Annotated in this window: 21 protein-coding genes and 3 rRNA genes; 22 read left to right on the top strand and 2 right to left on the bottom strand. The window is 65.1% G+C overall.

Annotated elements, in window-relative coordinates:
- The first annotated feature begins 212 nt into the window (after nt 1-212).
- The 19 genes from mihF (at nt 213) to tyrS (ending at nt 19,086) form a co-directional block, all read left to right on the top strand.
- Entirely contained in the window at nt 213-524 is a 312-nt protein-coding gene (gene mihF / locus ACOQPD_RS06150; RefSeq protein WP_420614014.1) for an integration host factor, actinobacterial type, read from the top strand.
- Entirely contained in the window at nt 521-1,192 is a 672-nt protein-coding gene (gmk, locus tag ACOQPD_RS06145) for a guanylate kinase (RefSeq protein ID WP_420614358.1), read from the top strand. The genes mihF and gmk overlap by 4 nt, the downstream gene beginning before the upstream one ends.
- On the top strand, nt 1,189-1,596 hold the full coding sequence (gene rpoZ / locus ACOQPD_RS06140; RefSeq protein WP_420614013.1) for a DNA-directed RNA polymerase subunit omega: 408 nt from the start codon (nt 1,189-1,191) through the stop codon (nt 1,594-1,596). The genes gmk and rpoZ overlap by 4 nt, the downstream gene beginning before the upstream one ends.
- Nucleotides 1,574-2,797, top strand: a complete 1,224-nt coding sequence (gene coaBC / locus ACOQPD_RS06135) for a bifunctional phosphopantothenoylcysteine decarboxylase/phosphopantothenate--cysteine ligase CoaBC (RefSeq protein WP_420614012.1) — start codon at nt 1,574-1,576, stop codon at nt 2,795-2,797. Before rpoZ ends, coaBC begins: the two co-directional genes overlap by 23 nt.
- Before the next feature lie 39 nt (nt 2,798-2,836).
- On the top strand, nt 2,837-4,030 hold the full coding sequence (gene metK / locus ACOQPD_RS06130) for a methionine adenosyltransferase (protein ID WP_420614011.1): 1,194 nt from the start codon (nt 2,837-2,839) through the stop codon (nt 4,028-4,030).
- Nucleotides 4,027-5,811, top strand: coding sequence for a hypothetical protein (locus tag ACOQPD_RS06125; protein ID WP_420614357.1), 1,785 nt, complete (start codon nt 4,027-4,029; stop codon nt 5,809-5,811). The genes metK and ACOQPD_RS06125 overlap by 4 nt, the downstream gene beginning before the upstream one ends.
- A 184-nt stretch (nt 5,812-5,995) precedes the next feature.
- Nucleotides 5,996-6,493 carry a peptide deformylase gene (gene def / locus ACOQPD_RS06120; protein WP_420614010.1) on the top strand — a complete coding sequence of 166 codons (498 nt, stop codon included), beginning with the start codon at nt 5,996-5,998 and terminating at the stop codon, nt 6,491-6,493.
- Nucleotides 6,493-7,401: a methionyl-tRNA formyltransferase gene (locus ACOQPD_RS06115; protein WP_420614356.1), complete on the top strand. Its 909-nt coding sequence runs from the start codon at nt 6,493-6,495 to the stop codon at nt 7,399-7,401. The genes def and ACOQPD_RS06115 overlap by 1 nt, the downstream gene beginning before the upstream one ends.
- A gap of 8 nt (nt 7,402-7,409) precedes the next feature.
- On the top strand, nt 7,410-8,597 hold the full coding sequence (locus ACOQPD_RS06110; RefSeq protein WP_420614009.1) for an RsmB/NOP family class I SAM-dependent RNA methyltransferase: 1,188 nt from the start codon (nt 7,410-7,412) through the stop codon (nt 8,595-8,597).
- Nucleotides 8,598-8,660: 63 nt separating this feature from the next.
- A complete protein-coding gene (rpe, locus tag ACOQPD_RS06105; protein WP_420614008.1) occupies nt 8,661-9,320 on the top strand; it encodes a ribulose-phosphate 3-epimerase in 660 nt (219 codons plus the stop codon).
- Entirely contained in the window at nt 9,317-10,774 is a 1,458-nt protein-coding gene (ribA, locus tag ACOQPD_RS06100; RefSeq protein WP_420614007.1) for a GTP cyclohydrolase II, read from the top strand. The genes rpe and ribA overlap by 4 nt, the downstream gene beginning before the upstream one ends.
- A gap of 712 nt (nt 10,775-11,486) precedes the next feature.
- Nucleotides 11,487-12,095, top strand: coding sequence for a translation initiation factor IF-3 (gene infC, locus ACOQPD_RS06095; RefSeq protein ID WP_420614355.1), 609 nt, complete (start codon nt 11,487-11,489; stop codon nt 12,093-12,095).
- Between the two features lie 24 nt (nt 12,096-12,119).
- Nucleotides 12,120-12,314, top strand: coding sequence for a 50S ribosomal protein L35 (gene rpmI / locus ACOQPD_RS06090; protein ID WP_420614006.1), 195 nt, complete (start codon nt 12,120-12,122; stop codon nt 12,312-12,314).
- Nucleotides 12,315-12,338: 24 nt separating this feature from the next.
- On the top strand, nt 12,339-12,695 hold the full coding sequence (gene rplT, locus ACOQPD_RS06085) for a 50S ribosomal protein L20 (protein WP_420614005.1): 357 nt from the start codon (nt 12,339-12,341) through the stop codon (nt 12,693-12,695).
- Nucleotides 12,696-12,885: 190 nt separating this feature from the next.
- Nucleotides 12,886-13,905: a phenylalanine--tRNA ligase subunit alpha gene (gene pheS / locus ACOQPD_RS06080; protein WP_420614004.1), complete on the top strand. Its 1,020-nt coding sequence runs from the start codon at nt 12,886-12,888 to the stop codon at nt 13,903-13,905.
- Nucleotides 13,902-16,298 carry a phenylalanine--tRNA ligase subunit beta gene (pheT, locus tag ACOQPD_RS06075; RefSeq protein ID WP_420614003.1) on the top strand — a complete coding sequence of 799 codons (2,397 nt, stop codon included), beginning with the start codon at nt 13,902-13,904 and terminating at the stop codon, nt 16,296-16,298. Before pheS ends, pheT begins: the two co-directional genes overlap by 4 nt.
- Nucleotides 16,295-17,179: an ornithine carbamoyltransferase gene (gene argF, locus ACOQPD_RS06070; protein ID WP_420614002.1), complete on the top strand. Its 885-nt coding sequence runs from the start codon at nt 16,295-16,297 to the stop codon at nt 17,177-17,179. The genes pheT and argF overlap by 4 nt, the downstream gene beginning before the upstream one ends.
- A 50-nt stretch (nt 17,180-17,229) precedes the next feature.
- Entirely contained in the window at nt 17,230-17,757 is a 528-nt protein-coding gene (locus ACOQPD_RS06065) for a DNA-3-methyladenine glycosylase (protein ID WP_420614001.1), read from the top strand.
- Between the two features lie 15 nt (nt 17,758-17,772).
- Complete coding sequence (gene tyrS / locus ACOQPD_RS06060; RefSeq protein WP_420614000.1) at nt 17,773-19,086, top strand: tyrosine--tRNA ligase; 1,314 nt, start codon at nt 17,773-17,775, stop codon at nt 19,084-19,086.
- Here the strand turns inward: tyrS and ACOQPD_RS06055 are convergent.
- Nucleotides 19,068-19,376: a type II toxin-antitoxin system PemK/MazF family toxin gene (locus ACOQPD_RS06055; protein WP_420613999.1), complete on the bottom strand. Its 309-nt coding sequence runs from the start codon at nt 19,374-19,376 to the stop codon at nt 19,068-19,070. The two genes, tyrS and ACOQPD_RS06055, sit on opposite strands and share 19 nt — an antisense overlap.
- A complete protein-coding gene (locus ACOQPD_RS06050; RefSeq protein WP_420613998.1) occupies nt 19,373-19,582 on the bottom strand; it encodes a type II toxin-antitoxin system CcdA family antitoxin in 210 nt (69 codons plus the stop codon). The genes ACOQPD_RS06055 and ACOQPD_RS06050 overlap by 4 nt, the downstream gene beginning before the upstream one ends.
- Nucleotides 19,583-20,033: 451 nt before the next feature.
- On the opposite strand from ACOQPD_RS06050, the gene ACOQPD_RS06045 reads away from it, so the two are divergent.
- From ACOQPD_RS06045 to rrf, 3 genes are all read left to right on the top strand, one after another.
- A 16S ribosomal RNA gene (locus tag ACOQPD_RS06045) occupies nt 20,034-21,562 on the top strand.
- 299 nt (nt 21,563-21,861) lie between these two features.
- A 23S ribosomal RNA gene (locus ACOQPD_RS06040) occupies nt 21,862-24,933 on the top strand.
- A gap of 86 nt (nt 24,934-25,019) precedes the next feature.
- Nucleotides 25,020-25,136: ribosomal RNA gene (rrf, locus tag ACOQPD_RS06035) — 5S ribosomal RNA — on the top strand.
- Together the 16S, 23S and 5S rRNA genes form the textbook arrangement of a ribosomal RNA operon.
- Nucleotides 25,137-25,404 lie beyond the last annotated feature (268 nt).

The raw sequence follows: 25,404 nt of genomic DNA, 5'->3' as shown, positions 1-25,404 counted from the left end.
CTGGTCGGCCGGTAGCCGGCAACGAAAACCGGTCAATGCGTGGCGCGCCAACCCCTCCCCGCCTCCCGCATGCTCCCGGAACGCGCCGGGTTGTGAAGGCGAACGGATTGCTGGCTAGAGTCAGTCCGGCGCCGAGGGTCCGTACGGGATGGGTTGGCGCATAATGTCGGGCCGCAATTAGTTGAGCTAGAGAAGGAACGGTAAGGGAACTTATGGCACCTCCGCAGTTGAACGCCGAGCAACGTGCACGGGCTTTGGAGAAGGCGGCGATGGCGCGCCGTAAGCGGGCCGAGATAAAGAGCTTGCTCAAGAACGGGTCGTTGTCCCTCGGTGAGCTACTCGAGCAGGCCGCCGACGACCCCATGGTTAGCGGCATCAAAGTGAGTGCCGTCCTTACCTCCATGCCCAGGACCGGGAAGGTCAAGGCCGGTCAGATCATGGAGGAGCTCGGCATCGCCGAGAACCGGCGCGTGCGGGGTCTCGGAGCACGGCAGCGCAGCGCCCTCCTCGCCAAGTTCAGCTGAGCCACGAACCGGCACCCCGTCACCGGCCCGGTCGGCTGGTAATCATCTCAGGGCCGTCAGGTGTCGGAAAGAACACCGTTATCCGGGCTCTGGCTCCCCATTACAGCTTTCACTTCGCCATTTCGGCCACTACGCGTGCCAGGCGACCGGACGAAACCGACGGGGTCGAGTACTACTTCATGGATGACGAGGCCTTCTCGGAGTTGATCGAGGAAGGTCGGGTGATGGAGTGGGCTGAGTTCGCCGGTAACCGCTACGGGACGCTCCGCGACGAGGTTTTCAACTACCTCGACACCGGGCAGGACGTGTTACTCGATGTCGAGTTGAACGGCGCCTTCCAGGTGATGTCGGCCTATCCGGACGCGCTGTCAATTTTCCTCATGCCACCGAGCCTCGACGAGCTGGAGTCGAGGATGCGGGGCCGTCGGGGGATGACCGAGGCGCAGATCGCCACCCGCCTGAAGCTGGCCGAGGCCCAGATCGAGCGGGGGTGGCATCGCTTTGCCCATGTGGTGGTCAACGTGGATCTCGACGACACGGTGGCGGCAATAGCCGGTATACTCAGGGGCCAGCCATCCAGGGCACACGGTGCCCGGGCGGCTGTCGACCCAGGCCCGACACCCGGCGCCACACCCGTTCCCGGTCCGAAAGACGATGCTGAAGCATGATCGAGCCACCCATTGAAGAAGTAATCGGCAAGGCCGGCGGGCGTTTCAACCTGGTGCTCCTGGCTTCTCGCCGCGCTCGCCAGATCAACAGCTACTACACGCAGCTAGGCGGAGGGATCGGGCGCTACGTCCCGCCACAGGTCCATTCGCTCAGCCACAAGCCGCTGACCATCGCTCTTGAGGAGATCTCGGCCGACAAGTTGCAAGTGGGAACCGGGGAGACCACCGAGAGCCAGGAACCCGACACTCTCGACGTCCTGCTCTCCTACCAGGCTGAACCGCTCGACGAGGATGACCCGCTGGCCGGAATCGGGGCCACGGCTTCGCCGGAGGGTTCCTCCGAGCCGGAGGCTTCCGATGACTCCGTAGAGGAGACCGCCGTTGAGAAACCCGAGGATCGGTAGACCGGCGCTACACGGCCGGCATCTCGTACTAGGCATCTCCGGAGGCATCGCCGCGTACAAGGCGGCCTACCTGGCCCGGCGATTGCACGAGGCGGGCTCGCAGGTCAGGACGGTCATGACCGGCGGGGCCCTGCGCTTCCTGGGGGAGCAGACCATGGCCGCCATCACCGGCCATCCGGTGGTGACCACGCTCTTCGGATCCGACCAGGCAGGACCGAGCCCGCACACCGAACTGGCCCGGTGGGCTGATGCTGTCGTGGTGGCGCCCGCCACGGCCAGCGTGGTGGCCAAGATCGCCAACGGGCTGGCAGATGATGCCCTGACCGCCACGGTGGCCGCCTTCGACGGACCCGTGGTGCTGGCGCCCGCCATGCATACCGAGATGTGGCAGCAACCCGCAACCAGCCGCAACATCCGGCTCCTCCAGGAGGATGGCCGGTGCCTGGTGGGCCCGGCCGCCGGTGCGCTGGCGGCGGGAGACTCGGGAATGGGCCGCATGGTGGAGCCGGAGGAGATACTGGCGTCGGTAGCCGGGGTGTTCGATGACTCCCTGCGCGGGTTGACCGTGCTGGTCACCGCCGGAGGAACCCGGGAGGCCATCGACCCGGTGCGTTACGTGGGCAACCGGTCCTCGGGCAAGATGGGCCACGAGCTGGCCCTGGAGGCGGCCCGTCGCGGGGCCGGTGTGGTGCTGGTCACCACCACCACACCGCCGGACATGCCTCGCTCGGTCGAAGTGGTGCCGGTCGAGTCTGCGGAGGACATGGCGCGACAGGTCTGGGCGCGGGCCTCGACGCTCGACGCGGCGGTGCTGGCAGCCGCGGTGGCCGACTTCCGGCCCGCCGGCGTGGCCGATACCAAGCTGGCCCGCTCCGACGGCCCTCCCCGGATAGTCCTCGAGCCCACCCCCAACGTCCTGGCCGGGCTGGTTGAGCGGGTGGAACCTGGAACGACCGTCGTCGGCTTCGCGGCGGAGACCGGCGGTGTGGACCGGGCGGTTCGTAAGGCCACCACCTACGGAGTGGACTTCGTGGTCGCCAACGATGTGACCAGCCCGGGGAGCGGGTTCGGCACCGACACCAACCAGGTAACCATCATCTCGGCGGAGGGAGAGCGGACCCCCCTCGCGATGATGACCAAGCGCGACGTTGCCGGGGCGGTCTGGTCTCGCGTGACCGAGTTGAGGGGATCCGAAGCCTGAGATGGAGTGTCCTCAGGGTTCCATATACTGCACACGATGATGCTCCGTCACTTCACGAGCGAGTCGGTCACCGCCGGCCACCCCGACAAGATGGCCGACCGCATCTCGGACTCGGTACTCGACGCAATCCTCGGTAAGGATCCGGATCCGGTGAGAACTCGGGTGGCCTGCGAGACCATGGTCACCCCCAGAAAGGTGATCGTCGCCGGCGAGACCACCAACCGCGCCTCCTTGACGAGAAGAGACCTGTTGGGCGTGGTCCGGGCAGCGATTGCCGACATCGGCTACACGTACGACGATGTTGACTTCCACGCCTACCAGATTCCCGTCGAGGTGCTGCTCGGGCGCCAGAGTCCCGATATCGCCGGCGGGGTCAACCAGGCGCTCGAGGCCCGGGAGGGCTCCGTCCATGAGTTGGACCAGCTCGGGGCCGGTGACCAGGGGATGATGTTCGGATACGCCAACCGGGATACCGACGAGCTCATGCCGGCGCCCATCCAGCTGGCCCATCGCCTTGCCGAGCGCCTCACCGAGGTCAGGGTCGACGGCTCGCTCGGCTACCTGCGCCCGGACGGCAAGACCCAGGTAACGGTGGCATATGAAGGCTCGACGCCGGTGCGCGTTGAGCGGGTGCTGATCTCCTCTCATCACGCCGAAGATGTCGCGGATCTCCAGATGCGGGAGGACCTCAGGGAGCAGGTGTTGATGGGGATCGGGTCGCCCTTGATAGACGGCGATACCGAGTTGCTGGTCAATCCGGCGGGACGCTTCGTGAAGGGCGGCCCCGAGGCGGATGCCGGTCTCACCGGGCGCAAGATCATCGTCGACACCTACGGCGGTTACGCCCGGCACGGAGGCGGCGCCTTCTCGGGGAAGGATCCGACCAAGGTGGATCGCTCGGCGGCCTACTTCGCCCGTTACGTGGCCAAGAACGTGGTCGCGGCCGGATTGGCCGAGCAGTGCGAGATCCAGGTGGCATATGCAATCGGCAAGGCTCGCCCGTTCTCGGTCTACGTGGACGCGTTCGGGACCGCCTTGATCGATCCCGCCAAGCTGGAGAGGCTGGTCAAGGATTTCTTCGACTTCCGGCCGGAGGCATTCCTGCGGAAGCTCGACCTGCGCCGGCCTATCTACGCCAGGACCTCGGCGCTGGGCCACTTCGGACGGCCCGACTTCCCGTGGGAGTCGACCTCCGACGCCGGTGAGTTGAAGAAAGCGGCGAGCCGACCCTGACCCAGGCCGTCACAGCCCGGGTAGTTCCTGACGTACCCACCCTGGCGGTAGACGAAGGCTTCTCGTACCGGGTTCCGTCGTCCCTGGTGGATCGGGTCGGGGTGGGCGCCATCGTTCGGGTTCCCCTGGCCGCTCGTCGCGTGCGCGGCTACGTGGTCGGCATGGAGTCGATCCCGGAGTCCGAGGCTCCTGGCAGCCTCAAGGATGTTCGAGCTCTCTCCTCCGATATCCCGGTGTTCACCGCCGCGATGCTCCCCACCCTCGTGTGGGCCGCCGATTACTACGTCGCTCCGCTCGCCCGCGTACTGGCCAAGACCGCTCCGCCCAACTTGCCCAAGCGACCCCCGGTGCCCGCCTTGCCGGGTATTCCGCCCACCGATGGACCTCTGTCCGATGTGGCTGCCTCGGCGGCCGGGGATGGACCTTCACGGTCGGTGCAGGCGGTCGCGGGCGCCCGCTGGACCGACCTGATCCGAGGCGCTATCAGCGCCCCCCTCCGGGCCGGGAAGTCGGTGCTGGTCGCGGCGCCCACGGTGGTGGAGGTTGCACGTCTCGCCGCCGGGCTCAGGTACGACTTGGGTGCTCGGGTGGTTGAGGTGGGGGATGGGAGCGACGCGGATGTGACCGCCGCCTGGTCGGAGGCCGCCACGACGGGAGGCCTCGCCGTGGTGGGAACCATGCGGGTGCTCTGGTGGCCGGTCCGGAACCTTTCGATGGTGATACTGGTCGAGGAGGGCCGGCCCGGCATGAAGGAACGCCAGACCCCGACGGTGGTGGCCGGTCGCCTGGCCCGGAAGAGGGCAGCCCATGAAGGCCTCCAGATGGTCAGGGTGGGGAGGGTCCCGACTGTCGAGTCAGTGCAGGAGCGTCCTGAGATTATCCGGACACCCGGGCGATTATGGGGACCGGTGCAGGTAGTCGATCGCACCGAAGATCCCCCCGGACGGGGCTTGCTGGCCGAACGGGTCCGGACTGCCATCGCCGGTACGGCGAGCCGGGGCGGCCGGGTGTTCCTCTTCACGCATCGGCGCGGCTACGCACCGGCAGCACGGTGTGTGAATTGCCGCCTGTTGCGGAGCTGCCCGGGCTGTGGATCCCGCCCCGATCACCGGACCACATGTTCGAGATGCGAGACCGCATTAGGAGGGTGCCCGTCATGCGGAGGGAACCGGTTCGAGCCGTTGGGGGCAGCGGTGGGTCGGGTGATCGAGGATGCCCGGCGGCTGGTCGGAGATGCCGTGGGCGAGGTGAGGGGAGGCAGGCAGGTGATGGTGGGAACCGAGGCCGATCTGGTGGCGGTTCCCGAGGTCGACCTGGCAGTCGTGGTGGACGCCGATGGCCTGGTGCGCGGCGCCACCTACCGGGCTGCGGAGGATGCCCTCAGCGTGTTGTCGCGGGTGGCCGCCACCGTCCGGCGCGACGGACGAGCCCGGATGATGCTCCAGACAGCGGACATCCGCCAACCCGTGTACGAGGCCCTACGACGCGCCGATCCGTTCCCGTATCTCAAGGACGAGTTGGATATCCGCAGGCGCCTGTCCCTGCCACCCTTCGGGGAAGTGATGGTGGTGGAGGTTGCGGGTTCGGATGACGGATCGATCCTCGACGAAGCACTCGATGCCGCCATCGTGTACGGCCCGGCTCGGGCAGGAGATCGGCTCCGCTGGATGGTCCAGGGCGACGACCTGACCGGGGTCAAGCGGAAGCTCAGGGAGGCGGTCGTCAACCTGAGGCGCCAGGCCCTGCGGGTCCGGGTGGACGTCGACCCTCGCGACTTCTGACCCGGTTGGCGGAGGCGCGTCTGGGTGGTCGGTCGCCTCAAAAGGGGTGGCGATGATCGGTGGTCCCCGGACTCCCCGGCAGGCAAACCGGACGTAGCGCATGATCTTCCCGAAGCCTCCTCGGCCATCACGATGCGAACCGGCGGCCGGCGGGTGCCGGGCGGCAACTATTCTCGTGGGTCCGGTGGCCATTTTTCCGATCCGTACCTTCGGCGATCCCGTTCTGAGCGTCCGCACCAAGCCGGTCGAGTGCTTCGACGCGCCCCTTCGCAGGCTTGCCGAGGACATGCTCGAGACTATGTACGACGCTCCTGGAGTCGGTCTGGCGGCGCCGCAGATCGGGGTGTCGAAGCGCATCTGCGTGTTCGATGCGGGGGATGGCCCACAGGTACTGGTCAATCCGGTACTGGTAGAGACATCAGGAGATTGGGAGTACCAGGAGGGATGCCTGTCGGTTCCCGGTCACTACTGGAACATCAATCGCCCCGCTTTCGCCCGAGCCGTCGGCCAGGACCTGGACGGGGACCCGGTGGAGTTCGCCGGAGACGAGCTACTGGGACGGGTCCTGCAGCACGAGATCGACCACCTCGAGGGCCACCTCCTGCTGACCCGCCTAGGCGGAGACACTCGCAAGGAGGCTCTTCGCATTCTTCGGAGCAAGGCGTTCCGGGCGCCGGAGTGATGCGGACCGCCCTGCTGGGGACACCGCAGGAGGCCGTTCCCGCTATCGACATCCTTGCCCGACAGACCGACCTGCGTGCTGTCATAACCAGGCCGGACCGGCCCAGAGGCCGAGGCCGGTCACCAGCCGCTCCCGAGGCAAAGGTCAGAGCCGTCGAGCAGGGGGTTCCGGTCTGCCAGCCCGCCACTCCCGCGGAGTTGGACGAAGTTGTCGGCGGGATGGATCTGGACTTGGCGGTGGTCGTGAGCTACGGGATGGTCGTGGGAGCCGCCACGCTGAACCGTCCCCGGTCAGGCATGGTCAACCTGCATTTCTCGTTACTGCCGCGGTGGCGGGGGGCAGCTCCGATCCAGCGAGCCATTCTGGCCGGCGACGATGTGACCGGCGTGAGCCTGATGCGGATGGACACCGGCCTGGACACCGGACCGGTCCTGGCCGTTTGGAGGACCTCGATCGGCGAGGACGAGGCGGCCGGTGCGTTGTCCGAGCGTCTTGCACTCGGTGGCGCCGAGCTGCTGGCCATGCACCTGGGTGCGCTGGAACGCAGGGAGTTGGTGCCGGTGGTGCAGGAGGAGTCGATGGTCACCTGGGCGCCTCGCCTGGTCGTCTCCGAGGCTCGACTCGACTTCCACCAACCCGTTGAACAGGTGGCGCGGGCCGTTAGGGCGTTCTGTCCCCGTCCGGGCGCACACACCACCTGGCGGGGTAAGCGCATCAAGATTCTCCGGGCCCGGCCGGTTCCCGGCAGGTTGGAGCCGGGGTGTCTGGCGGTCGACGAGAACGGGGCGAGGGTCGGTACCGCCACGGGATGCCTGGCTCTGGGGACCGTTCAACCTGAGGGCAGGAAAGCAATGGACGCTCTCGCATGGCTCAGGGGGGTCAAGGGCGACCCGGGTCGCTTCGGATGAAGCCGGGTGTGGCAGCCCGGTCGGCGGCGGCCGGGCTGGTTGGTCGGGTGGTGCGGGGCGGTGCCTGGTCGAACCTGGTGGTCAGGGAGGTCGACCTCCCGCCTGACGACGCCCGTCTGGTGCGCCATCTCGTCTACGGAACCATCAGGAACCTCTCTCGCCTGGACCGGGCCATCGGCGAGCTATCCAACCGGCCTTTGGCGGCCGTCCACTCGGACGTGCTCGACGTCCTGCGGGTGGCCTTCCACGAGGTGCTGTTCGGCCGAGCCGCCGCTCATGCCGTGCCCGACATGGCGGTGGAGTCCGCCCGGAGCCTGGGGCACAGTCGGGCTACCGGGTTCGTGAACGCCCTGGTCAGGAATCTGCAACGACGTGGCGAACCCAACCCACCCTCCGATCCGGCCGAGGTGTTCAGCCTGCCCGGCTGGGTCATGGAGGACCTGACGCGTGCCTGGGGAAGGGATCAGGCGCTGGCGTTCGCCGAAGCGGCCCACGAGGACGCCCCGGTGAGCTTCCGCATGAGGCCCGGCGATCCTCCACCCCCGGCCGCCGTGCCCACCCCCATCCCCGGAGCCTTCATCCACCCGCGGGGCCGGGTTCCCGATGAGGCGGTCGTCCAGGATGCCGCGTCGGTGGCCGTGGTCGAGGCTCTGGACGTGGCGCCCGGCCATAGCGTGCTGGAGGTGGGAGCGGCGCCCGGTGGCAAGACGTTGGCCATCTGGGACCGCAGCCCAGCCTCCTTGGTGGCGCTTGACATCCACCCTCGCCGCATCCGCCAGGCGGCTCGACGGCTGGAGAGGGCAGGCGGTCGAGGATGGTGGATCAGAGCCGACGGAGCAAGCCTCCCCTTCGGGAGCGGGCAGTTCGACAGGGTGCTTGTGGACGCACCGTGCACCGGCCTGGGCACCCTCCGGCGGCGACCCGAGGTGCGACTTCGGGTCTCGATCGGTGACCGGGACCGGCTGGCGGTACTCCAGCGCCGGATGCTCCGCCAGGCCGTCGACGCGGTCCGCCCCGGCGGGCGGGTGGTCTACTCGGTCTGCACGTTGACCAGGGCGGAGACACTTGGAGTGGTGGAGGACATGGGCGGGGGGCCGCCGGCCGACCTGCCGGGTCTGCGCCTCGACCACGGCCTGCTCATGGGTCCCCACCTGACCGGTACCGACGGCATGTTCATCTCGGTCCTGGATCGGTGACGGAGCGACCGGCTACCCGGTGGTCATGAGGCGTATGTACCCTGCGGCACCGTGAGGAAACGCGTGCGCATAGCGGCTTCGATTCTTGCCGCCGACTTCGCTCGGCTGGGCGAGGAGGTGGCTCGGGTGGAGCCTCACCTGGACATGCTCCATGTGGATGTCATGGACGGCCACTTCGTCCCCAATATCTCGCTGGGTGTTCCGGTAATCAGTTCCTTGCGGAAGGTATCCGGTCTGGCCTTCGACTGCCACCTGATGGTCACCGAGCCGGGCGGGCTGGTCGAACCACTCCGGAAGGCCGGCGCCACCGGTATAACCGTCCATCTCGAGGCGGTGCCCGACCCGAGGCCGGTGGAACGCCGGGCTCGCCGGGCCGCCCTTGGATTCGGCTTGGTTATCAATCCCGGCACTCCCTATCAGGCTCTGGATCCTTACTTGGAGCTGTGCGACATGGTGCTGGTGATGTCGGTGGAGCCCGGCTTCGGCGGCCAGGACTTCATGCCCGACGTCCTTGCCAAGGTCGAGGCGGCCCGCCGGGCCATCGACCGGCGCGGTCTCGACGTGGACTTGGAGATCGATGGTGGTATCGACCCGAAGACCATCGGCTCGGCTCGGCGGGCCGGTGCCGATGTGTTCGTGGCGGGCACCGCCATCTTCGGACAGCCGGATCCGGTTAGGGCGATCGCCGGCTTGAGGCGGGCCGCCGCGGGAGGTGAGGAGTGAGCCTGGTCTGGTCGGATGCCGAGCGCGACCTGATGAGCCGGGCTATCGAATTGGCCCGCCCGCATCGCACCCATCCCAATCCTCGGGTGGGATGTGTGATCGTCGGCGCGGGAGGGACGGTCGTGGGAGAGGGTGCTCATCGGGGCGTCGGCGCTCCGCACGCCGAGGCGGTCGCGCTCGGGCAGGCGGGTGGCGCCGCCCTCGGTGCCACGGCTTACGTGACCCTCGAGCCCTGCTCGCATTCCGGTCGAACTCCGCCGTGCGCCGATGCGCTGGTGGCCGCCGGGGTGGTCCGGGTCGTCATCGCGGCATACGACCCCGATGCCCGCGTGAGAGGTCGTGGGGTGGAGACTCTCCAGCAGGCCGGGATCGAGATTGCAGCGGGGCTGATGGCGCAGGAGGCCATCAGGCTGGATGTCGGGTTCCACCGCCATCGCCGGACGGGCCTGCCCTATGTGCGGGCGGTGGTGGCGGGCACCGAGGCTAAGGCCGACAAGGCGGTCAGCGCTGACATCGCGGCTGTGATCGCGGAGGCGGACCATCTTCTGGCGGACCCGGCCGGGCCGAGGCTTCCCTCCCGACAGGAGTTGGCCGGCCTGGCGGAGCACGGCCATCTCTACCTGGCGATCGAAGAAGTGGAGATCATCGAGGCATTGCGCCGGGCGGGACTGGTCGATGCAGCCAGCCACTACGTCAGGATCGGTGAAGACGTTGACGGTCCCTGGATGCAGGACGGTCTTCGGGTGATGGACGCCGGAGAGATCGGCGCAGGCTATTGCCGGATCGACCTGGAGCGTTCGCAGACGGCCTGGTCCCCCCTGGTTCGTCGCCGTGCCGAGGCCGCTATTCCGACTCGCTACGGCCGCTTCCGTGCCATCGGCTACGAGTCGCTCGACGACGGCCGCCAGCATGTGGCGCTGGTCAGGGGCAGGGTGGCCGGGGAGGACGGTGTGCTGGTCCGGATGCACTCGGAGTGCCTTACCGGCGATGTTTTCGCCAGCCTCCGTTGCGACTGCGGCTTCCAGCTGCAGGAGGCGATGCAACGGATCGGGGAGGAAGGCCGGGGCATCGTCCTCTACATGCGGGGGCACGAAGGAAGAGGTATCGGTCTGATCGACAAGCTGGCCGCCTATGCTCTCCAGGAGAAGGGCCGCGACACGGTGGAGGCCAACCTGGACCTCGGTCTCCCGGAGGACGGTCGTGACTACGGCGCGGGTGCCGGGATACTCGCCGACCTGGGCGTGAACAGCCTCCGCCTGCTAACCAACAATCCCGCCAAGCGGGCCGGCGTCGAGGCGTACGGGGTGCGGATCATCGAACGGGTTCCCCTGGTCGCAGGCGAGAACGACCACAACCGCAACTACCTGCGCACCAAGGTGGCCAAACTGGGCCATCTCATCGATATGGAAGACCGGCCCTCCGGGACCACGCCGGAAAAGATGGGGGAGGACTGACCCCACCGGGCGGCCCACCAGGAATAGGCAGACCTGCAGTCGGCGATCCTCAGGCTCTGGGCGCCGTGGGTGGTGCGGTGTTCCTGAGGTTCTGGGCGCCATATGTGGCGTCCTCTGCCCATAGTTCGAGAACGCGAAAAACCGTTGCTACGCACCGGGCCCTTCCCCCGCCACCACCTGTCCTTGGCTTGGGGCGTGTTCGGCCATGCCCGGGTTGGGGCCGGGTGATGGCGGGTCCGCCCTTTCGGAGCCTGTGAATGTTCCCTGCGGCCAGGCCGCCCCGATCGGTGAGACGCTTGCGGCTGGTGTAGGTGCTTGGCGATAGACAACGTATCGAATGCCTGTGGCGCTTTCAAGCCCTCTGTTCCAACCCATGCGAAAGTAGCGGTTCTGCGGTCGGAGACTGTGGTATCGGGGTCGCTCAGGGACCGGTCACGGGTGTTCTGCGGGCCTTGCTGGACACGAACGAAGCCGGGACCGGGCACACCGGTTCGGGCCACCTTCGTATGGAGGGCCACTATCTCCTATAATGCCGGGTCACAACCAGAAGAAAGTGGAAGCCGGTTGCTTCCCACCCGGCCACCGGGAGTTGGTTCGAGTCCGTCAGCAGAGCGTCGTCCGAACCCGAGTGCGCCGCGGTTAAGGAACCCGACCTGGATGGATCGGGTTCCCGCGGGACCGTCATGGGCCCCGGATAGCGGCCGGTTGTTCCCTGTTCTTCGAACGAGATACCACTCCGTCCTGTCGGGCGGATGAGCAAGGGAGACATGTAATCGCAGAGCTACGCGTCAACAACGATATCCGTGCGGCCGAGTTGAGAGTGGTCGACCCGCTCGGCAAGCAGCTTGGAGTAATGCCCCGCCAGAACGCCCTGTACCTTGCCGATGGGCTGGGTTGGGATCTTGTGGAGGTGGCGCCCGGCGCCGATCCGCCGGTGGCCCGGATGATGGACTATGGCAAGTTCAAATACGAGCAGTCCGTCAAGGAGCGAGAAGCGCGCAAGAAGCAGTCGCGCAGCACAGTCAAGGAACTCACCTTCAAGGTGAAGATCGGCAACCATGACTACGAGATCAAGCGGGACCGGGCCATACGCTTCCTGACGAACGGAGACCGGGTCCGGGTTCGGGTCTGGCTACGAGGAAGGGAGGCAAGCCGACCCCAACTGGGTCTTGCCATCCTCGAACGCCTGTCCGCCGACCTCGCCGAGGTGGCCACGGTGGACCAGGCCGCCAAGCTCGAAGGTCGCAACATGACCATGGCTCTGGCACCGATCAAGCGGCCTCCGCGCCCGTTCCAGGACGTTGACGAAGGCTCGCCTTAGAGAACCAGCTAGGAGAGGACACACATGCCGAAGATGAAGACCCACAAGGGCGCTGCCAAGCGCTTCAAAGTGACCGGATCGGGCCGGATCCGTCGACGCCAGTCGCACCGCGGCCACCTCCGCCTTGCCAAGGGCAAGGACAGCTATCGCCGCTTGAAAGGTGAGGCCGATCTGGCCAAGGGTGACGAGAAGCGGGCCAAGCGCCTGCTTGGAATGTAGGCAACGAGTACCGGAGACACGAAAATGGCACGAGTCAAGCGCGCTGGCAATTCCCGCACCAGGCACCGGAAAGTCCTGGCCAAGGCCAAGGGCTACCGCGGCGCCAAGAGCCGGAACTTCCGGGCGGCCAACGAGCAGGTGATGAAGTCACTGCAGTACGCGTATCGCGACCGCAGGGCGCGCAAGGGCGATTTCCGTAGGCTGTGGATCACCCGTATCAACGCCGCCGCTAGGGAGAACGGCACCACCTATTCCCGGCTGATCGCGGGGCTGAAGGCAGCAGATTTCGAGGTGGACCGGAAGATGCTGGCCGATATCGCAGTCAATGATCCCGCCACCTTTCGCCAGATCGTCGAGTTGGCTTCCGCCAACCGCGCCTAGTGGTCCATCTACGAAACGACTTGGCGTGCTCTGGCGGTCATCGGTGTCCCTCGCTGCGTTTCGCTTCCTTGACGTACCGCTGCGGGTATGCCTTCGTCAGCGGGCCTTGCGAGGAACGCCGCTGCCGACGCCATATCACGCCGCCATTCCGCAGACAGACTGCCCGACCGGCTAGCGGCGTCGGACGACGATGGACCTTGAACGTCTCACCGGCGTAGTCGGCGACGCCCGCACCCGGATCGCGGCCGCTTCCGACCTGGCCGAGTTGGCTACTGCGGAGTCGGAGACGTTGGGGCGGCGATCCGAGATCGCCGTAGCTAGAAGGGGCATCGGGCGCCTGGCGCCGGACCGTAGGCGCGAGGTGGGGCGGGCGATCAACGAGGCGGTCGGCGCGCTGACCGCCGCAGTGGAGGATCGGCGCTCGGCATTGCAGGCGGAGGCCGAGAACGCCCTGCTGGAACAGGATCGGGTTGATCTCACCCTTCCGTACGGTCGTCCGGCACGGGGGACGCATCACCTGCTGACCCGCACCATGGAAGATGTCTGCGACGTGTTCCGCGCCATCGGCTACGAGGTGGCGGAGGGGCCCGAGCTGGAGTTGGCTTGGTACAACTTCGACGCCCTCAACACCCCGCCCACCCATCCGTCCCGGTTCGAGTCCGACACCATGTACGTGGAGGCGTTCGACGATCGGAAGCGGAGCGGACCCGACGAGCTGCTGCTGCGCACCCAGACCTCACCGATGCAGGCCCGGTTCATGGAGAAGAACCCCCCGCCTGTCTATGTGGTGGTACCCGGGCGGGTCTTCCGCACCGACACCTGGGACGCCACCCACTCTCCGGTGTTCCACCAGATCGAGGGTCTGGCGGTGGACTCCGACATCACGTTCGGGGATCTGAAGGGCACCCTCGCCCACTTCGCCCGGGAGTTCTTCGGGGTCTCGGCCCGGACCCGCTTCGTGCCCCATTTCTTCCCGTTCACCGAGCCGTCAGCGGAGATGCTGGTGTGGTTCAACGGCGAGTGGCTGGAAATGCTGGGATGCGGCATGGTCGATCCCAACGTGTTCGAGGCGGTGGGGTACGACCCGGACGAGGTGACGGGGTTCGCCTTCGGTATGGGCGTGGAGCGGCTGGCCATGGTGCGCCACGGCATCACCGACATCCGCCACTTCTACGACAGCGATCTGCGGGTCCTGGGGCAATTCCGATGAAGGTCCCGATCGGCTGGCTGGCTGACTTCATCGATCTGCCCACCCGTGACCCGCACGAACTGGAGCGGATCCTCGTATCCCTCGGCCACGAGGTGGAGGGGATCGAGGAGTTCGGACCGTCCTTCGAGGGCGTGGTGGTGGGACGGGTGGAGGAGGTCCGGCCCCATCCCGATGCCGACCGGATCCGTTTCTGCCGGGTCGATGACGGCACGGTCACCCGCGACGTGGTTTGCGGAGCATGGAACTTCGAGCCGGGCGCGGTCATAGCCTACGCAAGGGCCGGGTCCCGCCTCGGCACGAGCACGGATCAGCCTCTCGAGGTGGGAAGCCGCAAGATACGCGGCATCGTGTCGCACGGCATGATCGCCTCCGCCCGCGAGCTCGGGCTGGGGGATGACCACGAAGGCATCATGGTCCTGGACGAGCTGGGCGCGGCCACCGAGGACGACCTGGGCCGCTCCCTGGAGGAAGTGATCGGGCTCGGTGACGTGGTGCTCGACGTGAGCATCACCACCAATCGGGGCGACTGCATGGGAATCCGGGGGCTGGCTCGCGAGTTGGCCGCCTACTGGCAGGTCCCGCTGCGGGACATCTCCCCGAGCTTCCCGACCGGTCCGGAGACCTCTGCCTTCGAAGTGTCGATCAACGACGTGGAAGCGTGTCCCCGCTTCGTTGCCCACCAGGTGGATGGTGTGCGGATCGGTCCCTCCCCACTATGGATGCAGCTGCGTCTCCTGGCTATCGGGCAACGGCCCATCTCCAACGTGGTGGACGTATCCAACTACGTGATGTGGGAGCTCGGTCACCCGATCCACACCTTCGACGCGGACACCATATCGGGCCGGCAGGTCATCATCCGGAGAGCCGAGGAGGGCGAGACGCTGGAGACCCTGGACGGGGCGGAACGCCCCCTGCTGGCCGGCGACATCGTCGTGACCGACCCGTCGGGTCCGATCGCCCTGGCCGGCGTGATGGGAGGGGCCTCCACAGAGGTTTCCGAGACGACCACCAGCGTGCTGGTCGAGGCTGCCAACTGGCATCCACCCTCGATCCTGGCTACCTCGTGGCGGCTCGGATTGCGGAGCGAGGCCTCGGCCCGGTTCGAACGGGGGGTCGATCCCAACCTTTCCGCCCTTGCCACCGCCCGGACAGTGGAGCTGGTGGCCCTGACCTCCGGCGGGGTGCCCCGTTCCCGGGCGGTGGATTGTTACCCGATACCGCGAACACCATGGACCGTCGACCTCACGGCCCGCGACGTGAGCCGCCTGCTCGGACCGGCCCCGCCGTTCGGAGATGCGTTGGCGCTGCTGGAACGGCTCGGCTTCGGGACGGATCGACAGGGTGGATCGGCCGTGGTGACCGTGCCGACCCATCGCGCCGATGTCACCCGTCCAGCCGATCTGGTGGAGGAGATCGCCCGCCTCTACGGCTACGACCGCTTCCCGGACCTGGTCCGCCATGGCCGGCAGGGCGGCCTCACTCCGGAGCAGTCGGCCGTCCGGCGACTCCGCGAAGCCCTGGTCGGGGCCGGGCTCACGGAAGCCCAGACGCTCAGCTTCATCGGGCAGGACGATCTGGACGCGCTCGGCCTCCCGCTCCAGGACCCGCGCCGCGTAACTATCAGGGTCAAGAACCCGCTCCGCGAGGAAGAGGCCATCCTGCGTACCACCCTGCTGCCCGGCCTGATGGGGGCGATGTCGCGCAATGCGGCTCGGGGCCTGAAGTCCGTACGCCTGTTCGAGACAGGCCGGGTGTTCATGACTCGCGATGATCCCGAAGACCCCCGCATTCCCTTCCAGCCTTTCCACCTGGCAATGGTCCTGTCCGGTCCCGGGGTGGACGTATTCGCCGCCACCGGGATGGTCGACCTGCTGGCCCGGGTCGCCGACCGCCGGTTGGAACTCCGGCAGGAGTCGCTGCCGGGCCTCCATCCGGGTCGGGGAGCAGTGGTGACATGTGGCGCAACCGACATGGGAATGGTCGGGGAACTCCATCCGGCTGCAGTACGGAAGTTCGGGCTGGAGGGCCGGGTGGCGGTCGCCGAGATGGGTCTCGGTCCCCTCGTGTCGGCCGGTCCGTCTTGGGTGCTGGAGGACGTTTCCGCTTACCCGCCGATGGTGTTCGACCTGGCGTTCGTGCTGGCCGACACGGTTCCGGCGGTCCGCTTGCTGGAGGTGGTGGAGGGGTCCGCAGGCCGACATCTGGAGATCCTGGAGCTGTTCGACGAGTTCAGGGGTGGCTCGATCCCGGATGCCCACAGGAGCCTGGCGGTGCGGATCACGCTTCGTGCCATGGACCACACCATCTCCGATGAGGAGGCGGCTCCGATCCGGCGGGGTATCGCCGCCGCCGTCGCGGATGGGTTGGGCGGCGTCCTACGGGGGAGCATGTGAACGACTTCCTGGGGATCGCCGACCTCGAGCGGGGAGTCCTGGAGCGCCTGGTGGAATCAGCATCCCGGTTCCGCCATGATCGCAGCTTCAGGTCAGGTGCCTTGGCCGGCGCCCGGATCGGACTGTTCTTCGAGAAGCCCTCCACGCGCACCAGGGTGTCGAGCGAGATAGCGGCGGTCGACCTAGGGGCCCACCCGGTGGTCCTGGGTCAGAACGAGGTGGGTATCGGATCTAGGGAAGCGGTTCGCGACGTGGCCCGGGTGCTGGATCGGTACCTGGACCTGGTGGCGATGCGGGTCTTCGACCACCGGGTGCTGGTGGAAATGGCCGAGCACGCCGACGCTCCCGTGGTGAACCTCCTCTCGGACATCGAACACCCCTGCCAGGCGGTGGCCGATCTCCAGACCATTGCCGAGCACTGCGAGATCGCCGGATCGGTGGTGGCCTATGTGGGAGACGGCAACAACGTATGCCACAGCCTGATGCTCGGGGTGGCCAGGCTGGGGGGCCGGATGCGGGTGGTGAGCCCGCCCGGGTTCGAGCCTCTTGACGACCTGGTGGCCGGGGGCGAGGGCCGGATCACGGTCACGCCGGATATCGAGGCGGTGGACGGAGCCGACGTGGTCTACACGGATGTGTGGGCGTCGATGGGTCAGGAGACCGAGGCGTCGGAGCGGGCGCTGGCGTTCGCCGGCTACCGGGTGGACGAGGAATTGTTCGCGCGGGCCGGGCCTGACGCCATATTCCTTCACTGCCTGCCCGCCCACCGGGGTGAGGAGGTGACCGACGCTGTGGTCGACCATCCGAGGTCCCGGGTGTTCGATCAGGCGGAGAACCGGCTCCACTCGATGAAGGCCATCCTGCTCGATCTCCTCGGTTAGTGCCGGATCTGTCCGGGTTAGTGCCGGACCTGTGCGGGCCGGTGGAGGAGGTGGCGCGACGGCTGCTCGGTCACCGGCTGAGCACCGACTTCGGCGGGACGACCGCAGTGGTCATCGAGGAAGTCGAGGCCTACGGGGGCGCTGACGATCCGGCCTCCCACGCCTACCGCGGCCGCACCGTTCGCAACACATCCATGTTCGGTCCGGCCGGCACGCTCTACGTCTACCGGTCCTACGGGATTCACTGGTGCGCGAACGTGGTGACCGGTTCCGAGGGTACGGGCGAGGCGGTGCTGATCAGGGGCGGCCGGGTGGTCGAGGGTATGGAGTTGGTGCGGTCCCGGCGCGGGCGCCGGGACCATCTGACCGACGGTCCCGGCAAACTGACTCAGGCGCTGGGGATCTCGGGGGATCACGACGGGACATCGGTGCTGGCCGGCCCGGTGCGCCTGGAGGTAGGGCCGGCCCCGGACCTGGCACCGGTGCTGCGCACCCCACGGATCGGGATCAGCCGGGAGGCAGAACGCCCGTGGCGGTTCGTGGTTGCCGGTGGGCGTGAGCCGCTCTGTCCCCGCTAGCGGGCTCCCGGGCCGATGACCGGCCGTCGAGCCTTCGGGGCTAATCTCGCCCCCGTGACGCCCGGACCCGGCATGACCCCCGAACAGCAGGCCGAGTACCTGCTGCGTGACGTCGACACGTTCCTCCCCGCCGGCGAGGAACTGGTCGAACGCATCACGGATTCCAAGGAGACCGACCGCCCGCTCCGGGTGAAGCTCGGCCTCGACCCCACCGCCAACGTTGTGACGCTCGGCTGGGCGGTCGTCCTCTGGAAGCTGCGGGAGTTCCAGGATCTGGGACACCGGGCAGTGCTCATCCTCGGGACCTTCACCGCCCAGGTGGGCGACCCGAGCGGCCAGTCCGAGACGAGGAAACGTCTCACGGCGGAACAGGTGGAGATGTTCGCCGGATCGGTGAAGAAGCACTTCGGGGAGATACTGCGCACGGACGAGGAGGCGCTGGAAATCCGTCCCAACTCCGACTGGCTGGCCGAACTCGACATGCGCGAAGTGCTGGAGCTCACCGCGTCGACGACCCTGGCGCAGATGCTGGAGCGGGACGACTTCGCCAAGCGCTTCGCCGCCCGCCGACCCATCTCGATGATGGAGTTCATGTACCCGCTGCTCCAGGGCTACGACTCGGTGGCCGTCGAGGCAGATGTGGAGCTCGGCGGCACCGACCAGCTTTTCAACCTGATGATGGGGCGCCAGGTCCAGCAGCGCTACGACCAGGCGCCGCAGATGGTGCTCACCATGCCATTGCTCGTAGGTACCGACGGCAGGAAGAAGATGTCCCAGTCGCTGGGGAACTACGTCAATATCTCCCCGCCGTACAGCGAGATGTTCGGCAAGACCATGAGTATCCCCGATTCGGCGATGCCGCAGTGGTACAGGCTTGCCTCCGGGTTGCCGACCGATGAGTTAGATGCTGCACTGGCCGCCCTAGAGGACGGGACCTTGCACCCGGGCCACGCCAAGCGCCGCCTGGCTCGGGCGGTCGTGGACCGCTACCTGCCGGGTCAGGGTGAGATCGAGGAGCGGGCCTTCGACCGCCAGTTCGTGCGCCGAGAGATCCCGGACGATATCCCGACCCACCCGCTCCCACCCGGTGAGCCCGAAGGTGAGGTTTACCTTCCCGCCCTGCTGGCCGATGCAGGGTTGGTGGCGTCGAGGAGCGAGGGAAGGCGGATGCTTGCTCAGGGGGCGGTCCGCATCAACGGTGAGAAAATAGCCGAGGAGTCGGTCGGGAGGCTGAGTCTGCTCTCCGGTGCGGACGCCACGGTGATATCGGTTGGTAAGCGGCGTTTCGTGCGCTTGGGAGATAGTCCCCTTCAACAGCCCAAGGCGTAGGCCACCGCCCGGCAAACCGCCTGCATCGTTACGCGGCCCACGGTGCCGATCGGCTCGGATAGCGATGACTTCGCGACGGTATGAAGACCGTCACAGTTGATGACAGAGACGCGTTCGAGGCCTGCCTCCTGCTGGTCTAAGTGCACCTCGGCTGCTAACCCGCGGATCGAAGTGGTCACTTCGGCCACGGTGACGAAACTGCGCACGTCGATAACCCCGGGCCGGGTAAGTACCAGAACCGGACGCTTCTTGCGACCTACCCGAGCCAGGCAGACGTCCCCGCGTGTCACTCTTCGCCCCAGGCCTCGGCGCCCTCCCAGAACGGGTCGGGCTGCTCGGGATGGTCCCGGTACGCGTCCCGGTCCTTCCGAACCAGCGCGGCGCAGACCGCCTCTCTGACGCCGGCGCGGGCGGCTGCGGACAGGTTGATGTTCATCTGGCGAGCCTGCTCTGCGAGCTGTCTGTCCAGGGTGAAGGTGGTTCTCATGGTAGCCATACCTATATGCTAGCACTTAGTGGTAGCGACTCGGATCATGCGGTACCTCCTTCGGTTCGGGAATCGCAAGGTCGCCAAGACCTGCTATAGTTATGCGGCTGGCTGCCTCGCCTCCGTTCGTCTGATTCAGGCGGCTGGTTCGTCTTCCCTCCCTGGTGAGGGGCGAGCTATCGGCGGAGCCGGAGCTGCCAGTACCGCAGGAGCTGCGGATCAGGGCTCCTTGACAACTGAACAGCGTGTCAAAAGCCGAAAAGAAAGTCATTCCTGTGGCTGGGCCTGAGGGCGCCGGCCATCGGGGAATGTACTCCCAAGCTGTCGATGCCTGGCATTGACAGATTTGGATCGAACCTACCTGGCAGCCTCACGCCTCGTTGCGTACCGGCTGCCGGGACACATGACAGGATTCAGATGCCTCCGCCGCCCTCGTGGCGTCGGCGGGATCGAAAGACTGACGTTGGAGAGTTTGATCCTGGCTCAGGACGAACGCTGGCGGCGCGCCTAATCCATGCAAGTCGAGCGACGCATTCCTTAGCCCGTAAGGGCGGGTTTGACGGAGCGGCGAACGGGTGCGTAACACGTGACCAATCTGCCCCGAAGACCGGGATAGCCCGGGGAAACCCGGATTAATACCGGATGATCTCATCATCACGCATGTGGAGATGAGCAAAGGTTCAGGCGCTTCGGGATGAGGTCGCGGCCCATCAGCTTGTTGGTGAGGTAACGGCTCACCAAGGCAATGACGGGTAGCTGGTCTGAGAGGACGATCAGCCACACTGGAACTGAGATACGGTCCAGACTCCTACGGGAGGCAGCAGGAGGGAATCTTGCGCAATGGGCGAAAGCCTGACGCAGCGACGCCGCGTGGGGGATGAATGCCTTAGGGTTGTAAACCCCTTTCACGAGGGAAGAAAATGACGGTACCTCGAGAAGAAGCCCCGGCCAACTACGTGCCAGCAGCCGCGGTAATACGTAGGGGGCGAGCGTTGTCCGGATTTATTGGGCGTAAAGGGCTCGTAGGCGGCTTGGCAAGTCGGCCGTGAAAACCCAGGGCTCAACTCTGGGACGCCGGTCGATACTGCCATGGCTAGGGTCCGGTAGAGGGGAATGGAATTCCCGGTGTAGCGGTGAAATGCGCAGATATCGGGAGGAACACCAGTAGCGAAGGCGGTTCCCTGGGCCGGCACCGACGCTGAGGAGCGAAAGCGTGGGGAGCAAACAGGATTAGATACCCTGGTAGTCCACGCCGTAAACGTTGGGTACTAGGCGTGGCGTCTTATCAACGGATGCCGTGCTCGAAGCTAACGCGTTAAGTACCCCGCCTGGGGAGTACGGCCGCAAGGCTAAAACTCAAAGGAATTGACGGGAGCCCGCACAAGCGGCGGAGCATGCGGCTTAATTCGATGCAACCCGAAGAACCTTACCTGGGCTTGACATCGCGGGAAAAGCCTTGGAAACAAGGTGTGCGAGAGCGTCCGTGACAGGTGGTGCATGGTTGTCGTCAGCTCGTGTCGTGAGATGTTGGGTTAAGTCCCGCAACGAGCGCAACCCCTGTGCTATGTTGCCAGCACGTAAAGGTGGGGACTCATAGGAGACTGCCGGGGATAACTCGGAGGAAGGTGGGGACGACGTCAAATCATCATGCCCCTTATGCCCAGGGCTGCACGCATGCTACAATGGTCGGTACAACGGGTCGCGATCCTGCAAAGGGGAGCCAATCCCTCAAAGCCGGCCTCAGTTCGGATTGGAGTCTGCAACTCGACTCCATGAAGTCGGAGTCGCTAGTAATCGCAAATCAGCAAAGTTGCGGTGAATACGTTCTCGGGCTTTGTACACACCGCCCGTCACACCACGAAAGTAGGCAACGCCCGAAGTCAGTGGCCCAACCCGCAAGGGAGGGAGCTGCCGAAGGCGGGGTTTATGATTGGGGTGAAGTCGTAACAAGGTAGCCGTACGGGAACGTGCGGCTGGATCACCTCCTTTCTAAGGAGCACCGAGAGACGCGGAGAGGGCAACCACTTCGACGTTTCAAAGCCTGGGGATCACGACATCTCCAGGAGGAGTATCGGGGTCTCAGACCTCGGTTCTTCGCTCTTAGTTGATTTTTCGGTTACTCGGCCATCAGTTTCTATCCTGAGAAGTTGAGGTGCCCACGCACTTGAGGCGAGGGCGAACTCCTTCGATGGGCAGGAGAGATGGCCGGACACGCTGTTCAGTTGTGAAGGAGCCCTGGTGCTCTTTGAGAACTGCATAGCGAGCATGAATCGTCTTGAACTCTATAAGTTCAAGCTACCAAGGGTCTACGGTGGATGCCTTGGTGTCGAGAGCCGATGAAGGACGTAGCAGGCTGCGAAAGCCCCGGGTAGCTGCCAAGCAAGCTCCGATCCGGGGGTGTCCGAATGGGGAAACCTAGCTGGGGTAATGCCCAGCTACTCCGGTCTGAACACATAGGGCCGGTTGAGGTAACCGGGTGAACTGAAACATCTAAGTAACCCGAGGAACGGAAAGCAATAGCGACTCCCTGAGTAGCGGCGAGCGAAACGGGAAGAGCCTAAACCGATGTGGTGTGATAGCCCGACGGCGTTGCCATATCGGTGTTGAGGGACCCGTCAGCTGGTTCGTCGGAACCGGCAGGAAGTTATAAAGCCAGGTGATAGTAGAACAGGTCTGGAAAGGCCGGCCACAGAAGGTAATAGCCCTGTATACGAAATCGCACTGGTCTTCCGACGGTGATCCCGAGTAGCGTCGGGGATATCTGGCGTGAATCTGCGAGGACCACCTCGTAAGGCTAAGTACTACTCGGCGACCGATAGCGGACAAGTACCGTGAGGGAAAGGTGAAAAGCACCCCGGCGAGGGGAGTGAAATAGTACCTGAAACCGTAGACTTACAAGCAGTGGGAGGGAGCTCAGGCTCCTGACCGCCTGCCTTTTGAAGAATGAGCCGGCGAGTTAGTGCTATGTGGCAAGGTTAAGGCATAGGCCGGAGCCGCAGCGAAAGCGAGTCTGAATAGGGCGTACAGTCGCATGGTCTAGACCCGAAGCCGAGTGATCTATCCATGGGCAGGGTGAAGCGAGGGTAAGACCTCGTGGAGGCCCGAACCCACCTAGGTTGAAAACTGGGGGGATGACCTGTGGATAGGGGTGAAAGGCCAAACAAACTCGGTGATAGCTGGTTCTCCCCGAAATAGCTTTAGGGCTAGCGTCGCGCGTTCCGCTATGGGGGTAGAGCACTGATTGGGCTAGGGGGCTTACCAGCTTACCAACCTCAGTCAAACTCCGAATCTCATAGTGCTAGAGCGCGGCAGTCAGACCGTGTGGGATGAGCTTCACGGTCGAAAGGGAAACAGCCCAGACCGCCAGCTAAGGCCCCTAAGTGTGTGCTAAGTGGGAAACGAGGTGGGATCGCAGAAACAGCCAGGAGGTTGGCTTAGAAGCAGCCATTCCTTGAAAGAGTGCGTAACAGCTCACTGGTCGAGTGGTCCTGCGCGGAAAATGTAACGGGGCTCAAGCACACCGCCGAAGCTGCGGGATTCCATCAATAACTCTGATGCTTACGCGTCCAGAGGATGGGATCGGTAGGGGAGCGTCGAGCAGCCGACGAAGCAGCGGCGCAAGCCAGCTGTGGAGGCTGCTGGAGCGAGAATGCCGGTATGAGTAGCGAGAGTGGAGTGAGAATCTCCACCGCCGAAAGTCCAAGGGTTCCTGGGGAAGGCTCGTCCGCCCAGGGTTAGTCGGGACCTAAGGCGAGGCCGAAAGGCGTAGTCGATGGACAACTGGTTGATATTCCAGTACCACCATGCAAGCGTCCGGACTGAGCGCAGTTTGCTAAGGAGAGCCCTTCGGGGCACTCCGACCCAGCAGCGGGAGGTCAGCAATGGGATGACGCGGAAGGGTAAGTGGACCCGGGCGTTGGTTGCCCCGGGGTAAGTGTGTAGGGCGAGGTCCAGGCAAATCCGGACCTCATGAAGCCAGAGGCACGATGCCGAGCCGAAATAGGCGAAGCCACTGAACGCCCATGCCGCCGAGAAAACTCTCTAGCGAGTTTGTATGGTGCCCGTACCCCAAACCGACACAGGTGGACAGGTAGAGAATACCAAGGCGAGCGAGATAACTCTGGTTAAGGAACTAGGCAAAATGGTTCCGTAACTTCGGGAGAAGGATCGCCCCGGTAAAGTGAAGGATGTACATCCGGAGCTTGATGGGGCTGCAGTGACCAGGCCCGAGCGACTGTTTACTAAAAACACAGCAGCGTGCTAAGTCGCAAGACGCTGTATACGCTGTGACGCCTGCCCGGTGCCGGAAGGTTAAGAGGGGGGGTTAGCTTACGCGAAGCTCTGAATCTAAGCCCCGGTAAACGGCGGCCGTAACTATAACGGTCCTAAGGTAGCGAAATTCCTTGTCGGGTAAGTTCCGACCTGCACGAATGGCGTAACGACTTGGGTACTGTCTCAACCAGAGACTCGGCGAAATTGCATTGTGAGTAAAGATGCTCACTACCTGCGACAGGACGGAAAGACCCCGGAACCTTTACTGCAGCTTGACATTGATGTCTGGTATACACTGTGCAGGATAGGTGGGAGACAAAGAAGCGGTACCGCCAGGTACCGTGGAGTCAACCTTGAAATACCACCCTCTGTATGGCGGGCACCTAACTTGGGTCCGTAATCCGGATCGAGGACAGTGTCTGGCGGGCAGTTTCACTGGGGCGGTGGCCTCCTAAAGTGTAACGGAGGCGCTCAATGGTTCCCTCAGTCTGGTCGGCAATCAGACGGCGAGTGCAATGGCACAAGGGAGCTTGACTGCGAGACCTACAAGTCGAGCAGGGACGAAAGTCGGACATAGTGATCCTACCGTGGCATGTGGAAGCGCGGTGGCTTAACGGCTAAAAGGTACTCCGGGGATAACAGGCTTATACCCCCCAAGAGTCCATATCGACGGGGGTGTTTGGCACCTCGATGTCGGCTCGTCGCATCCTGGGGCTGAAGCAGGTCCCAAGGGTCGGGCTGTTCGCCCGTTAAAGCGGCACGCGAGCTGGGTTTAGAACGTCGTGAGACAGTTCGGTCCCTATCCGTCGCAGGCGCAGGAGATTTGAGAGGATCTGTCCCTAGTACGAGAGGACCGGGATGGACGTACCTATGGTGTGCCAGTTGTCCTGCCAAGGGCACGGCTGGTTAGCTACGTACGGACAGGATAAGCGCTGAAGGCATCTAAGTGCGAAGCCCACCTCAAGATGAGATCTCCCACCGGATTAACCGGGTAAGGACCCTGGTAGAACACCAGGTTGATAGGCCGGAAGTGTAAGCACAGCAATGTGTTCAGCGGACCGGTACTAATAGTCCGAGGGCTTGATATTCTGAGTCAGGCGTTTTCATGCTCGCTATGGAGTGCTTGAAGAGACCCCTCGCCCGTCTCGGGTGGGGGACTGAACAATCTATGTCGTCCGGTGGCTATAGCGGCGGGGATCCACCCGTTTCCATTCCGAACACGGAAGTTAAGCCCGCCAGCGCCGATGGTACTTGGGGTGCAGACCCCCGGGAGAGTAGGACACCGCCGGGCACTACGTTGAGGGCCGTCCGATTCGTTCGGGCGGCCCTCGCGTTGCTGCAGCAAGGCTCGCGCCTGCTGTTGCCACTTGTGGTCTGTCTGTGAAATAACCGGGTGTGGTCTGGCGGTCATCGGTGTCCCGTCGCTGCGTTCCGCTTCCTTGACGTGCCGCTGCGGGCACGCCTTCGTCAGCGGGCCTTGCGAGGAACGCCGCTGCCGACGCCATACCACACGGCCATCACACAGACAGACCACTAGAATGTCCGACCGACACGCAAGA

It is taken from the genome of Candidatus Spongiisocius sp. (genome assembly GCF_965221825.1).
Classification (GTDB): Bacteria; Actinomycetota; Acidimicrobiia; order Spongiisociales; family Spongiisociaceae; genus Spongiisocius.
This window is presented reverse-complemented; position numbering and strand designations above follow the sequence as displayed.

What these genes read in the sequence shown, in the direction of transcription:
- mihF (WP_420614014.1), top strand. Translation starts at nt 213, where the DNA reads ATGGCACCTCCGCAGTTGAACGCCGAGCAACGTGCACGGGCTTTGGAG.
- rpoZ (WP_420614013.1), top strand. Translation starts at nt 1,189, where the DNA reads ATGATCGAGCCACCCATTGAAGAAGTAATCGGCAAGGCCGGCGGGCGT.
- pheT (WP_420614003.1), top strand. Translation starts at nt 13,902, where the DNA reads ATGAAGGTCCCGATCGGCTGGCTGGCTGACTTCATCGATCTGCCCACC.
- pheS (WP_420614004.1), top strand. Translation starts at nt 12,886, where the DNA reads ATGGACCTTGAACGTCTCACCGGCGTAGTCGGCGACGCCCGCACCCGG.
- rpmI (WP_420614006.1), top strand. Translation starts at nt 12,120, where the DNA reads ATGCCGAAGATGAAGACCCACAAGGGCGCTGCCAAGCGCTTCAAAGTG.
- ACOQPD_RS06050 (WP_420613998.1), bottom strand. Translation starts at nt 19,582, where the DNA reads ATGGCTACCATGAGAACCACCTTCACCCTGGACAGACAGCTCGCAGAG.
- rplT (WP_420614005.1), top strand. Translation starts at nt 12,339, where the DNA reads ATGGCACGAGTCAAGCGCGCTGGCAATTCCCGCACCAGGCACCGGAAA.
- tyrS (WP_420614000.1), top strand. Translation starts at nt 17,773, where the DNA reads ATGACCGGCCGTCGAGCCTTCGGGGCTAATCTCGCCCCCGTGACGCCC.
- ACOQPD_RS06115 (WP_420614356.1), top strand. Translation starts at nt 6,493, where the DNA reads ATGCGGACCGCCCTGCTGGGGACACCGCAGGAGGCCGTTCCCGCTATC.
- metK (WP_420614011.1), top strand. Translation starts at nt 2,837, where the DNA reads ATGCTCCGTCACTTCACGAGCGAGTCGGTCACCGCCGGCCACCCCGAC.